13 protein-coding genes are annotated in these 12,668 nt (G+C 62.7%); 8 read left to right on the forward strand and 5 right to left on the reverse strand.

Annotation, left to right across the window (positions count from 1 at the left end; all coding sequences use genetic code 11):
• Positions 1–2: 2 nt before the first annotated feature.
• Entirely contained in the window at positions 3–449 is a 447-nt protein-coding gene (locus tag GH663_RS12320; RefSeq protein ID WP_153132047.1) for a c-type cytochrome, read from the reverse strand.
• 209 nt (positions 450–658) lie between these two features.
• On the opposite strand from GH663_RS12320, the gene GH663_RS12325 reads away from it, so the two are divergent.
• On the forward strand, positions 659–1,507 hold the full coding sequence (locus GH663_RS12325) for an HDOD domain-containing protein (protein ID WP_153132048.1): 849 nt from the start codon (positions 659–661) through the stop codon (positions 1,505–1,507).
• A gap of 87 nt (positions 1,508–1,594) precedes the next feature.
• Positions 1,595–3,490: a potassium transporter Kup gene (locus tag GH663_RS12330; protein ID WP_153132049.1), complete on the forward strand. Its 1,896-nt coding sequence runs from the start codon at positions 1,595–1,597 to the stop codon at positions 3,488–3,490.
• 45 nt (positions 3,491–3,535) lie between these two features.
• Here the strand turns inward: GH663_RS12330 and rfaE2 are convergent, their stop codons facing one another.
• The 4 genes from rfaE2 to GH663_RS12350 form a co-directional block, all read right to left on the reverse strand.
• The gene (rfaE2, locus tag GH663_RS12335) at positions 3,536–4,024 is read right to left on the reverse strand and encodes a D-glycero-beta-D-manno-heptose 1-phosphate adenylyltransferase (protein ID WP_153132050.1); all 489 of its coding nucleotides are present in this window, start codon (positions 4,022–4,024) and stop codon (positions 3,536–3,538) included.
• 118 nt (positions 4,025–4,142) lie between these two features.
• Positions 4,143–4,796 carry a c-type cytochrome gene (locus GH663_RS12340; RefSeq protein WP_153132051.1) on the reverse strand — a complete coding sequence of 218 codons (654 nt, stop codon included), beginning with the start codon at positions 4,794–4,796 and terminating at the stop codon, positions 4,143–4,145.
• Positions 4,797–4,953: 157 nt separating this feature from the next.
• The gene (locus GH663_RS21365) at positions 4,954–6,270 is read right to left on the reverse strand and encodes a methyl-accepting chemotaxis protein (RefSeq protein WP_153132052.1); all 1,317 of its coding nucleotides are present in this window, start codon (positions 6,268–6,270) and stop codon (positions 4,954–4,956) included.
• Between the two features lie 148 nt (positions 6,271–6,418).
• Positions 6,419–7,324 (reverse strand): MerR family transcriptional regulator, encoded by a 906-nt coding sequence (locus tag GH663_RS12350; protein ID WP_153132053.1) that lies wholly within the window; start codon positions 7,322–7,324, stop codon positions 6,419–6,421.
• Positions 7,325–7,432: 108 nt separating this feature from the next.
• Between GH663_RS12350 and GH663_RS12355 the strand changes: the two genes are divergently transcribed.
• Genes GH663_RS12355 through GH663_RS12380 form a run of 6 tightly spaced genes read left to right on the forward strand, consistent with a single transcriptional unit; the run spans position 7,433 to position 12,651 of the window.
• Positions 7,433–7,990 carry a glutathione peroxidase gene (locus GH663_RS12355; RefSeq protein ID WP_153132054.1) on the forward strand — a complete coding sequence of 186 codons (558 nt, stop codon included), beginning with the start codon at positions 7,433–7,435 and terminating at the stop codon, positions 7,988–7,990.
• Positions 7,991–8,011: 21 nt separating this feature from the next.
• A complete protein-coding gene (gene folE2 / locus GH663_RS12360; RefSeq protein ID WP_153132055.1) occupies positions 8,012–8,812 on the forward strand; it encodes a GTP cyclohydrolase FolE2 in 801 nt (266 codons plus the stop codon).
• A 10-nt stretch (positions 8,813–8,822) separates the two neighbouring features.
• Complete coding sequence (locus tag GH663_RS12365) at positions 8,823–10,145, forward strand: NAD(P)/FAD-dependent oxidoreductase (RefSeq protein WP_153132056.1); 1,323 nt, start codon at positions 8,823–8,825, stop codon at positions 10,143–10,145.
• 7 nt (positions 10,146–10,152) lie between these two features.
• Complete coding sequence (locus GH663_RS12370; protein WP_153132057.1) at positions 10,153–10,914, forward strand: DUF1365 domain-containing protein; 762 nt, start codon at positions 10,153–10,155, stop codon at positions 10,912–10,914.
• Positions 10,911–12,095 carry an SAM-dependent methyltransferase gene (locus GH663_RS12375; protein WP_153132058.1) on the forward strand — a complete coding sequence of 395 codons (1,185 nt, stop codon included), beginning with the start codon at positions 10,911–10,913 and terminating at the stop codon, positions 12,093–12,095. Before GH663_RS12370 ends, GH663_RS12375 begins: the two co-directional genes overlap by 4 nt.
• Positions 12,064–12,651, forward strand: a complete 588-nt coding sequence (locus tag GH663_RS12380) for a chalcone isomerase family protein (RefSeq protein WP_153132059.1) — start codon at positions 12,064–12,066, stop codon at positions 12,649–12,651. Before GH663_RS12375 ends, GH663_RS12380 begins: the two co-directional genes overlap by 32 nt.
• Positions 12,652–12,668 lie beyond the last annotated feature (17 nt).

A 12,668-nucleotide genomic window follows, 5' to 3' on the forward strand; every position in this document is an offset into this window, starting at 1 on the left:
GTCTATTCCTTGAAGGCCTTGTGGCAGGTACGGCAACTGTCATGCACCGCTTCGTAGGCCGCCTTGACCTCCTTCTCGTCGCGGCGCTCGGCGGCTTGCAGCAATTTGTCGGTGGCCTTTAAAAAGGCCTGGCGATCGGCTTCGAAACGTTCCGGCTCGCTCCAGACGCGGGCCGTGGCATGGGTCGGCGGGTAGTTGGTATCGGCGCCGAAATATTGCCAGGGGCCATCCTTGGCCGCGGCCAGCGCCTTGGCATGGGTGAGGAACTTGTCGGCCTCGTAGCGATCGTCGCGCAACTGCTTGCCCATCGGTTCGAAGGCTTTCAGGATGGTCGCAAAGGCGGCGCGCCGATGTTTGACCGGCTGCCCGGGGCGGGTGTCTTCGGGCTCGCCGCAGGCGGCCAGGGCAAGCGGGAGAAGGGCGGCAATCAGCAGGGGCAGGCGGCGCATCGGGCAGTCCGGAAATTCGAGAGCGTCGATTATCGGCCATCTTGGCGGCGGCCGGCAGCTTGTCTGCACGACAGCCGCACGTCCTGGGGCGGGCTGGTTGTAAAATAAGCTCGTTTTGTTTGCGGCGTGCCGTGCCCTGCCCGGTAGACCGCTTTTGCGACGATATTTCCGGCCTTGCTGCACTGCTGCAGCCGACCAAGGATAAAAGCATGTCCAATGCCATCACCTTCAAGATTCTCGAAGACATTGCCAAGGATCTTTCCGGCGACGAGATTACTTTTCCGACCTTCCTCGACATCACCTTCCAGGTGCGTTCGGCGCTCAAGGATCCGAATCTGAGCATCGAGCAACTGGCCAAGCTGGTCGGGGCCGAGCCGCTAATGAGCGCCAAGATCATCCGGATGTCCAATTCGGTGGCGTTGAATCCGTCCGGTCGCGAGATTGCCGACGTCAAGAACGCGATTGTCCGGGTCGGCATGGAAGCGGTACGCACGGTGTCCTTTGCCGTGGCCATGGAACAACTGCTGAAGTCGAAGCAGATGCATGCTTTCGAAGGCATTTCGAAGAAGCTGTGGGAGCACACCTCGCATGTCGCCGCGCTGTGCCGCGTGCTGGCCCGCAAGGTTGCCAAGATCAACGGTGACGAGGCGATGTTCGCCGGCCTGGTGCATGATCTCGGCGTTTTCTACCTGATGTCGCGCGCCGCCAATTTCCCTGAACTGGTCAATGACAAGGTCGAACTGCACGCCTTGCTCGTTGACTGGCACGACAACATCGGCCATGCGCTGCTCTCGGCGCTCGGCCAGCCGGAATCGGTGCTGAAGGCAGTGCAGGAACACGAGACCGACCGCGAGATCGGCGAAATCAAGTCGCTGTCCGACGTCCTTTACGTCGCCAACAAGATTGCCAACCGTTCGGCGAGCTGGCGCGATCCGGAACTCGATGGCGCGGTCGACACCTCGATACTCGATGAAATCTTCGACGCCGAAACGCTGGCCGAGATCATCGAGGAATCCGAAGAAGAAGTGCAGTCGCTGAAGTCAGCGCTGGGTGGCTGATGGCTGGGGGGCCGTCAGCCGATTGGCGGCAGCAGCAGATACGATTTCCAGAGCGGTTTTCAAGCCGCCGGGGTTTCAGGGGTAAGCATGAGTAACAGTCACACAACGGCCGGGGATATCTCCGGCAAGCGTCTTGCCGTCCTGGCGCTGGCCGCCCTCGGGGTGGTCTATGGCGACATCGGGACCAGTCCGCTGTATGCGGTCAAGGAAGTCTTCGCCGGCAACCATCCGATTCCGGTCACCGAGGCCAACATCTTCGGCAGCCTGTCGCTGTTTTTCTGGGCGCTGATTATCATCGTCTCGATCAAATACGTGATCTTCATCATGCGCGCCGACAACCGCGGTGAAGGCGGTGTCATGGCGATGATCGCATTGGCCCTGCATGAGGCGCAGGGCAGCCCGAAGCAGATGAAGGCGATCATGATCGTCGGCATCCTCGGCGCCGCGATGTTCTACGGCGACGGCATGGTGACGCCGGCGATGTCGGTGCTGTCAGCGGTCGAGGGGCTGGAAGTGGCGACGCCGGCCTTCAAGCCCTTCGTCATCCCGATCACGATGCTGGTGCTGTTCGGCCTCTTTTTCGTGCAGCGCAGGGGCACGGCAGTGGTCGGCGCCTTCTTCGGCCCGGTCATGGTCCTCTGGTTCAGTACCCTGGCCCTGCTCGGCATTGCCAGCATCGTCGACCACCCGGCCATCCTGAGCGCGCTCAATCCGGCCTATGGCCTCGACTTTCTGCTGGCCAACAAGGCGATGGCGCTGGTCGCCATGGGTAACGTCGTGCTCGCCGTGACCGGGGCCGAGGCGCTCTATGCCGACATGGGGCATTTCGGCCGCAAGCCCATCCAGCGCGCCTGGTTCTTCTTTGTGCTGCCGGCCCTCGTTCTCAATTACTTCGGCCAGGGCGCGCTGATCCTGGCCGAGCCGGAGGCGGCGGCCAGTCCCTTCTTCCATCTGGCACCGGACTGGGCGCTCTACCCGCTGGTCGGGCTGGCCACGCTGTCGACGGTGATCGCCTGTCAGGCGGTGATTTCCGGCGCCTTCTCGGTGACCCGCCAGGCCATGCAGCTCGGCTTCATGCCGCGCATGGAAGTGCAGCACACCTCGGACAAGGAAGCCGGCCAGATCTACCTGCCGGCGGTGAACTGGGGCCTGATGCTGGCCGTGATGATCCTCGTTCTCGGCTTCAAGTCCTCGAACAACCTGGCCGCCGCCTACGGTATCGCGGTGACCGGCGACATGGTGATCACCTCGCTGCTCGCCACCTTCGTCGTCGCCCGCACCTGGAAATGGGGCTGGACACGGGCCGTGCTGCTCTTCTCCTGCTTCCTCGCCGTCGAACTCGTCTTCCTCGCCGCCAATATCCTGAAAATCCCGGATGGCGGCTGGTTCCCGCTGATCGCCGGGATGGTCGTCTTCATCCTGATGACGACCTGGAAGCGTGGCCGCCAGCTGCTGTCGGAACGCCTGCAGGGCGAGCGCCTGGAGCTGTCGCTGTTCCTCGAGTCGCTGGCCTCGTCGATGCCGACCCGGGTCTCCGGCACTTCAGTCTTCCTGAATGCCGACCCCAAGGGCGTGCCGCATGCACTGCTGCACAACCTGATGCACAACAAGGTGCTGCACGAGCGCGTCGTGCTGGTTTCGGTGCAGTTCTACGACGTGCCCTATGTGCCGGATATCGACCGCGTCGAAGTGCGGCAACTGAAGGAGAATTTCTGGAGCGTCGTCATCCAGTACGGTTTCAAGGACGAGCCGGACATCCCGGCAGCCCTCCAACTGTGCGCCGATTCCGGTCTCGAATTCAGCTCGCTGGAAACCTCCTACTTCATCGGCCGCGAAACGCTGATCCCCCGCCTCAATTCAGACATGGCCTTCTGGCGCGAAAAGATCTTCATTGCCATGTTCCGCAATGCCGGTTCGGCAACGGCCTTCTTCAAGATTCCGAGTAACCGCGTCGTCGAACTGGGCACGCAGGTCGTCTTGTAACGGCCTTCCCCCAAAGAACAAAGGCGCCCGCGGGCGCCTTTTTCATTACAGCTTGCGAATCTTTTCGAGCAGGGCGGTTGTCGATTTCTGGTGAATGAAGGGAATCGAATGTACCGTGCCGCCCCAGCCGCGCACTTCGTTGCAGCCGACGATTTTTTCCACCGGCCAGTCGCCACCCTTGACCAGGATTTCCGGCCGGCAGTCGAGAATGCGCTGCAGCGGCGTGTCTTCGTCGAACCAGGTGACCAGCGCCACGCAGCCGAGCGACGCCATCACGGCCAGCCGGTCTTCCAGTGCGTTGACCGGGCGGTCGTCGCCCTTGCCGAGGCGCTTCACGGAAGCATCGCTATTCAACGCCACGACCATGCTGGCCCCCAGCGCTGCCGCCTGTGCCAGGTAGGTGACGTGGCCGCGATGCAGGATGTCGAAGCAACCATTGGTGAATACCAGCGGTCGGGCGATCTGGGCGGCTCTTGCGGTCAACTGCTCCGGCGGGCAGATTTTCGATTCAAAACTGGGGGCGGCGTAGGTCATGGCTGGCTTCAATGAGGAAACAGGCGCTCATTTTAGTGCGCCCCCGCCAGGAGGGACAGCTTGTTACCTTGCGACCCGGTTTGAGTTGCCTGGCTGACCCCGATCTGCCGTTGCCCCATTACTGGGCGGCTTGTATCAGCAAGTCCAGTGCGCGCTTCACTTCGGCATCGGATAGTTCTGTAGCGCCACATTTGGGCGCCATTGTCGGCGTGCCCTGCAGCAGGTTTTTGTACAGCGTGGCCGGCCCTTGTGCCAAGAGAGGTGCCCAGGCTTCCTTGTCACCGATTTTAGGTGCGCCATTGATACCGGCGCGATGACAGCCGGCACATGCTTCATTCAGCCCCGTTAGTTTTGTTGATGGGGTGTTGGCGGAGGTCGATGTATTTGCCAAATCTGGTTTTTCAGTCCGATTCCCGGTGGTGGCTGCCAGGTGACTCAATTCTGCTGCCTTGGCTTTGTTCTTTGGAACATCCAACCCGCTTGCATGTTTGACGGCCAGCGCATACAGGGCCTCGACATTGCCCTGTTCGGCAGAGAGGGTGTACCACATCAGAGCCTTGTCGTGATCTCGCCGAACTCCATTGCCATGCTCATAAAGATAGGCCAAGTAAAACTGCGCTCGTGCATCGCCCTTCTTTGCAAGGGTTTGCCATTCCCGGAAAGAAGTGGCGAAGTCGCCTCGGTTGTAGGCTTTGATGCCTTCGTTTACCCCGGCAAGACTGCTCAATGAGACGCTGCAGCCGAACAAAATAGCAAACCAGATTTTTCTCACGCGACTCTCTCTAAATTATTCTTATCCAATTGCGGATGAAATTAATATTTATGTCAAAGAGCGAGATTTTTTCATCGGATATATCAAGAGCATAGGAATTAATTCACATAAAGAGGACTTCGCCCCGTAAGAGAGGCTGCCCGGGGCAGCCTGCGGCTCAGTTGGCGACGGTTTCCGATAGCTCCTGGATCACTTCGACGACCCGCGTCGCGCCGTTGCGTATCTGCTGGATCGAGGTTCCGGCCTCGTTCGCCAGATCGACCCCGGAGGCGACCTCGCTCAGGCCGCGGCTCATGCTGTTGCCGACCGATGCGGTTTCCGCCTGGATGCCCTGAATCATCTGGCTGATCTCGCCTGTCGATTTGCCGGTGCGCTCGGCCAGCTTTCTCACTTCGTCGGCGACCACGGCAAAACCCCGGCCGCTTTCGCCGGCCCGGGCGGCTTCGATGGCTGCGTTGAGGGCGAGCAGGTTGGTCTGGTCGGCAATTTCCTTAATGGTATTGACGATGGACGTGATGCGGGTGGTCTGGGCACCGAGCGCATCGACCAGATTGGCGGATTGTTCGACGATTGCGGTGATCGATTGCATCTTGGCAATGGTGGCGAGAATGATGTTTTCACCGTTTTGGGAAATTTGCCGGGTTTCCTGCGCCACCTCATAGGCCGTTCCCACACTCTGTTTTTCAGCCTGATGACGCTGGATCTGGGCGGTGATGTCGGTGGCGAATTTGACGACTTTTGTAACTTTTCCGTCCGGACCGAACACCGGGTTGTAGCTGGCTTCCAGCCAGACTTCCCGGCCCTGGCGGTCGAGTCGGGAAAACTGCCCGGCGTTGATTTCGCCACGCCCGAGTGCGGCCCAGAAATTGGCGTATGCGCTGCTCGCGGCATAGTCGGCTGGGCAAAAAATACGGTGATGCCGACCAATCACTTCCTGCTGCGAATAGCCCATGGTCCGCAGGAAATTGTCGTTGGCACGCAATACCACACCATCCAGGCTGAACTCGATCAGCGCCATCGAACGTTCGATCGCCTGCACCATGGCTTGCATGCGCGAAGCCTCTTCGACCTGCCGGGTGACATCGGTGGCTAATTTGACCACCATCTTCACCTGGCCACGCTCATCGAGGACGGGGTTGTAACTTGCCTCGAGCCAGACCTCCCGGCCGCTCTTGTGGCGACGCTTGATCGTGCCGCGGAAATAATCCCCGGCTCGCAGGCGGGTCCATAGATCGGCATATTCACGGCTGCCGGCAAAGGCCTCGTCACAGAGCATGCGGTGATGCTGGCCGGTGAGTTCGGCCGGCGTATAGCCCATCGTCGAACAGAAATTGTCGTTGGCCCGGATGATGCTGCCATCGAGTGCCAGTTCGATTACGGCCGTCGAGCGATCGAGTGCGTGCTGCTGGGCCTGGGCGTCGCTCAGTTGGCGTTCCAGCTCGGTAATTTTTTGCAGGTGTTTGCGGCAAAACATCGGGCACTCCTGAGGTCATCTCATGAAAAACGGCGTAAAGAAGCTCAAGGCTCGACTTTGCTACAAGGCGCCAAGCCTGTTGCTTTTACTTTGAAGCCAGCGCTCTGCCGCGGGCCAGGAAGGGGGCTATTGCGTCGTCCGGCTGCTTTCAGGGTGGCGCCGCATGCCAGTCGTGCAAGGCCCGCAGGGCGTCGTCCAGCGTGACCAGCAGATGCACACCGTCTGTTTTTGCGACCCGGGCGACGCCGCCGCCGCCGGCCCAGAGCGCGATTTCCGGTGCCAGGACGAGGCGCAATTGCTGCAACAGGCCGGGAATCTGCCGCTGTGGGAAGGCGACCGAAAAGGAGAGGGCGACGATGTCGGCGCGGTGAGCGCTGGCGGCGCGGCCGATTTCGAGCAGCGGCATCTGGGTGCCGAGCGGGATGCACTCGGCGCCTTCCAGCGCGAACAGCGCTTCGACCATCAGCAGGCCGAGGACGTGCTGTTCTTCCGGCACGCTGGTGAGCAGGATGCGCGGCCGGCGCGGGCCGCCGGGCAGGGCGGCGATGGCCTGGCGGAGCAGGCGCTTGGTCAGTTCGGTGAACAGGTGTTCCTCGAACACTTCGAAGCTGCCGTCTTCCCAGGCCTCGCCGACGCGCCGGGTAAGCGGCGCGACGGTGTCCTGGACAAAACGCTGCAAGCCCTGGCGGGCCAGGCGCTGCAGCATGGCCTGCTGGTAGCCGGCGGCATCGTGCTGCTTGATCAGCGCCAGCAGTTCGCCGAGGTCTTCGGCCGTGGCGGCGTCGTGGCTGTCGCGGGGGGCTGAACGACGCGGCGCCAGCGCGGTCAGTTCTTCGGCGGGGGTGGCGATCAGCTTGCCGGGGCGATGTCCCTGATCCATCAGGCGTTTGATCAGGCGCAGGCGTTCGACCTGCTCGGCCGGGTAGCAGCGTTCCCCGTTGGCGTCACGGTCCGGTACGGGAAATCCGTAGCGGCGTTCCCACATGCGCAGGACATCCTTGGAGAGGCCGGTATCCCGTTCGACGGCGGCAATGTTGAAGCTTGGGGTATTCATATTTGTCCTGAACAATTGTTAGACAAACCGTTGACAAACGAATCTTTGCTGACTATCTTACGAACAAACGTCCTGGTTGTCTAGGACAAAACGAACAAGGAGTTGAACATGATTAACAAGCTCAAACGTTGGCTCGGCATTGCCACCTTGCTGTCGGCCGGTGTCGTCCCTGCTGCGGCGGCCGGTGAATGCCCGCCCCTGCTCAATCACACTTTCGCCAGCCTGCAGGACGGCAAGCCGATGCCGCTCTGCCAGTATGCCGGCAAGGTGATCCTGGTCGTCAATACGGCGAGCTACTGCGGTTTCACCTCGCAGTACGACGGGCTGGAAAAGCTCTATGCCCGCCTCAAGGACAAGGGGCTGGTGGTTATCGGCTTTCCGTCCAACGATTTTGGCGAGCAGGAGCCGGGCACGGAAAAGGAAATCGCCGACTTCTGCCGCATGACCTATGGCGTCGAGTTTCCGATGGTCGGCAAGAGCGTGGTCAAGGGCAAGAACGCCAATCCCTTCTACCTGAAGCTGGCCGAGATCACCGACAGCCGTCCGAAGTGGAATTTCCACAAATACCTGATCAACCGCGAGGCGACGCAGGTGCTCTCCTTCAGCAGCCTGACCAAGCCGGACGACAAGGATCTGCTGAAGAAAATCGACGAATTCCTCAAGTAAGCCGCGACCAGGAGCCTTGCCATGAATGCCCCAGAAAACATTTTCCTACCTGACGTGCAGTCCACCGCCGACACCCGTCGCCTGGCGATCCAGAACGTCGGCGTCAAAGGCCTGCGCTATCCCTTGCAACTGGCTGCCGCCAACGGCGAACTGCTCAATACCGTGGCGACGCTGGCGATGACGGTCGGTCTGCCGCCCGAGGTCAAGGGCACGCACATGTCGCGGTTCGTCGAACTGCTCGAAGCCCGGCGCGGCGCACTGAGCCAGGATGGCCTGTTTCGCATGTTCGAGGAAATGCTGTTGCGGCTGGAGGCGCGCAGCGGCCGCATCGAGCTGGCTTTCCCCTATTTCATTCGCAAGGCGGCGCCGGTGTCCGGCGTCGAGAGCCTGCTCGACTACGACGCAACACTGATCATCGACCAGCCGGAAGGCCAGGTCGCCAGCCTGACGCTGCGCGTCGTCGCCGCGGTGACCAGCCTGTGCCCGTGCTCGAAGAAGATTTCCGACTACGGCGCCCACAACCAGCGCTCGCACATCACCCTCGAAGCGAAGTTGCGTACGACGATGAGCATCGAGGAGCTGGTCCGCATCGCCGAGGAGGAGGCTTCCTGCGAAGTGTTCGGCCTGCTCAAGCGGCCGGACGAGAAGTGGGTCACCGAGCGCGCCTACGACAACCCGAAGTTCGTCGAGGATCTGGTCCGCGACATCGCGCTGCGCCTGATGAACGAACCGCGCATCGCCGAGTGGAAGGTGGCTTCGGAGAACTTCGAGTCGATCCACAACCATTCCGCCTTTGCCGAACTGTTCGGCGTCAACGCCTGAGGAGCGCAGCATGCAGAGAAAGCAACGTATCGCCGTCGTCGGTGCCGGCATTTCCGGCCTGGCCAGCGCCTGGCTGCTGAGCCGGACGCATGACGTGACGCTGTTCGAGGCCGGCGCCTACCTCGGCGGCCACACCAATACGGTGGACGTGACGCTGGAGGGCAAAACGCATCCAGTCGATACGGGCTTTCTCGTCTTCAACGAAAAGACCTACCCCAACCTGATCGCCATGTTCGCGCTGCTCGGCGTCGATAGCGTCGAGACTGAAATGTCCTTTGCCGTCAGCCTGGAGCAGCCCGATCTCGAATGGGCTGGCAGCAATCTGGCGACGGTGTTCGGCCAGAAGCGCAACCTGATCCGGCCGCAGTTCTGGTCGATGCTCTCCGACATCCTGCGCTTCAATCGCGAAAGCACGGCCTGGCTGCTCAGCCACCCGGACAACCGGCGCAGCCTGCGCGACTTCCTGGTCGAGGGGCGCTATTCGGCGGCCTTCGCCGACTGGTACCTGCTGCCGATGGCGGCCGCCATCTGGTCCTGCCCGACCGGCCAGATGCTCGACATGCCGCTCGCCACCTTCATCCGCTTCTGCCAGAACCACGGCCTGCTGCAGGTTTTCGACCGGCCCATGTGGCGTACCGTGCGGGGCGGCGGCCGCCAGTACGTGCAGAAGATTGCCGCCCACCTCGACGATATCCGCCTCGCCTGTCCGGTCAAGGCGGTGAGCCGCGAGGCCGATGGCCTGCGCGTCACCCATGCCGAGGGCAGCGAGCATTTCGACCAGGTGGTGATGGCCTGCCACAGCGACCAGACCCTGGCCATCCTCGGCTTTACGGCGAGCGATGCGCAACGCGCCGTTTTGTCGGCCATCCGCTACCAGCCGAACCGCGCCGTGCTGCATACCGACCGCGCCCTGCTGCCGCGCGACGAAAAACTGTGGTCGGCCTGGAACTACTTTGCCGCACAGGGCGCCCCCGGCGCGGAGGCCAATGACCAGCCGGTCGGCGTTTCCTACCTGATCAACAAGCTGCAACCGCTGCCGTTCACGACGCCGGTGGTGGTCACCCTGAACCCGGCTCGCGAACCGGACCCGGCCCAGGTGATTGCCGAGTTCGACTACGCCCATCCGATTTTCGACGGCCCGGCCATCGCCGCCCAGCACAAGCTGGCCGAGATCCAGGGCGAAAACGGCATCTGGCTGGCCGGCGCCTGGGGCAGCTACGGCTTCCACGAGGACGGCCTGAAATCGGCGCTGCGCGTCGTCAACGGCCTGGGCGTCAAGGCGCCGTGGCAGGGTGGCGTTACCGAACCGCAGCCGGCGATGGAAACCGTCTGAGGTCGCCATGAATCCCCGTCCGCAACTCTTCCTCGGCCATGTCATGCACTGGCGCCTGCGCCCGGTGGTCAATGCCTTCGTCTATCCGGTGTTCTACGTGCAACTACCGGTGCGCAATCTGGCGGCGGGAAATTGCGGAATTTTCGGGGTCGACCGCAGCAATCTGCTCAGTTTCCGCAGTCGCGACCACGGCGCCCGCGACGGCAGCCCGTTGCTGCCCTGGATCCAGGCGCTGCTCCGCGAACACGGCCTGGCGGACGACGGCGAGATCATGCTGCAGACCTTCCCGCGCGTCTGCGGCCTGCTCTTCAACCCGGTTAGCTTTTGGTTCTGCCACAACCGGGCCGGTGAACTGATCGCCGTGCTGGCCGAGGTGAACAATACCTTCGGCGGCCACCACAACTACCTGCTGCACCGGGCCGGCGCCGCGCTGCGCGACGGTGAGGAACTGCGCGCCGACAAGCTGTTCCATGTCTCGCCGTTCAACGAGATCGAAGGCGGCTACCGCTTCCGTTTTCACCTGGCGCGGCCGATCCCGCTCGCCCGCATCGACTACGACGATGCCGACGGCGAATTGCTGCTCACCGCCATTTCCGGCAAGGCGCAGGCGTGGACCGCAAGGGCGCTGCTCGGCGCCTTCCTGCGCATGCCGCTGCTCTCCGCCGGCGTGGTTTTCCGCATCCACTGGCAGGCGCTGAAACTCTGGCTGAAAGGGGTGCCCTTCCGTGGCGCCCACGTCTCTCAACCCCTTCGGGAATCGACAAAATGAACAATACCCTGGTCCTGCGCGGCAGCGAGCAAGTCGCCCGTGATACCCGCCTCGTCTTCGAACTGCTTGAAAAACTGCACGGCGGCCTGCTCGAAGTGCGCCTGCCGGGCGGCTTCAGCGCCTTGTTCGGCGACGGCGAGGCGTGCGTCACGCTGCAGGTGCACGACGAGGCGATGTTCGGCATGGTGCTGGCCCGCGGCGATATCGGCCTGGCCGAAGCCTACCTCGACGGTCATTGGGATTCGCCCGACATCAGCGGCCTGCTCGCCCTGCTGGCGCGCAACCGCGCGGTGCTGAAAAAGGCCGTCTATGGTTCCTGGCGCAACCTGCTGGCGGCCCGCGTCCGACATTGGCTGAACCGCAACAGCCGGGCCGGCAGCAAGCGCAACATCATGGCCCACTACGATCTGGGCAACGATTTCTATGAGCAGTGGCTCGACCCGAGCATGAGCTATTCGTCAGCCATCTACCGTGCCGTGGATGACGGTTCGCTGGTCAGCGCCCAGCACGCCAAGTACCGCCGCATCCTGCGCCGCCTGAAGGCCGGGCCGGGGCAGCGGGTGCTCGAAATCGGCTGTGGCTGGGGCGGCTTCGCCGAACTGGCGGTGCAGGATGGCTTGCAGGTGACCGGCCTGACCCTGTCGCCGGCCCAGCTCGCCTGGGCGCAAAAGCGCGTGCCGCAGGCCGACCTGCGCCTGCAGGATTACCGCGATACCGAGGAGCGGTTCGATCACGTCGTTTCCATCGAAATGTTCGAGGCCGTCGGCGAGCGCTTCTGGCCGGACTATTTCAGGACCGTCGCCAAAGCGCTGCAGCCGGGCGGCAAGGCGGTGATCCAGAGCATCACCATTCGCGACGACCTGTTCGCCAGCTATCGCAAGGGCACCGACTTCATCCAGCAGTACGTCTTCCCGGGCGGCATGCTGCCGTCGCGCACCGCCTTCCGCGAAGCCGCCGCCCGCCAGGGGCTGGCCGTGCGCAACGAATACGCCTTCGGCCTCGACTACGCCCGCACGCTGGTCGAATGGCGGCTGGCCTTCGAGCGGCGCTGGCCGGAAATCCAGAAACTCGGTTTCGACGAGCATTTCCGCCGCTTGTGGCGTCTCTATCTTTGCTACTGCGAGGCCGGCTTCCTGGCCGGAAACATCGATGTCGTCCAGTTCGAACTCACCCATGCTTGAGCCGGCACCAGCCGAGTCCGCCGGTCGACGGCCGGAAAAGGGCAAAAAGCCGCTGAGCGCCACCCGGCGCGCCGTGCTGCTGGCGCTGGTGGCGGCACCCTTCGCCGCCTTGGCGAACAGCGACCCGACAGCCAGCCTGCAACGCTGGGGCAGCGGCGAATTCCGCCGCTTCGGCTTCCTCGTGTACGAAGCGACGCTGTGGGCAACCGACGACCCGCAACGACCGCCGCTGGCGCTGAAGCTGACCTACAAGCGCAGCCTTGCCGGGCAGGCGATTGCCGAGGCCAGCGTCAAGGAAATCCGCAATCTGGGGCGAACTGACGAGGCCAGCCTGCAACGCTGGGGGGCGGCGATGGCGCGGCTGTTTCCCGACGTCAAAGCGGGTGATCACATCATCGGCCAATACACCCCCGAGGCGGCTCGCTTCTACTTCAACGGCCGCCTGCTGGGCAGTATCGACGAGCCGGCTTTCGCGCAGGCGTTCTTTGCCATCTGGCTCGACCCGAAGACCAGTGCGCCCGAACTCAGGGCGGCTTTGCTGCAGCGGGTGGGGTGATGCCAGCGCTGCGGCCG

The organism is Dechloromonas hortensis (assembly GCF_009469765.1).
In the GTDB taxonomy this organism is placed as follows: Bacteria; Pseudomonadota; Gammaproteobacteria; order Burkholderiales; family Rhodocyclaceae; genus Azonexus; species Azonexus hortensis.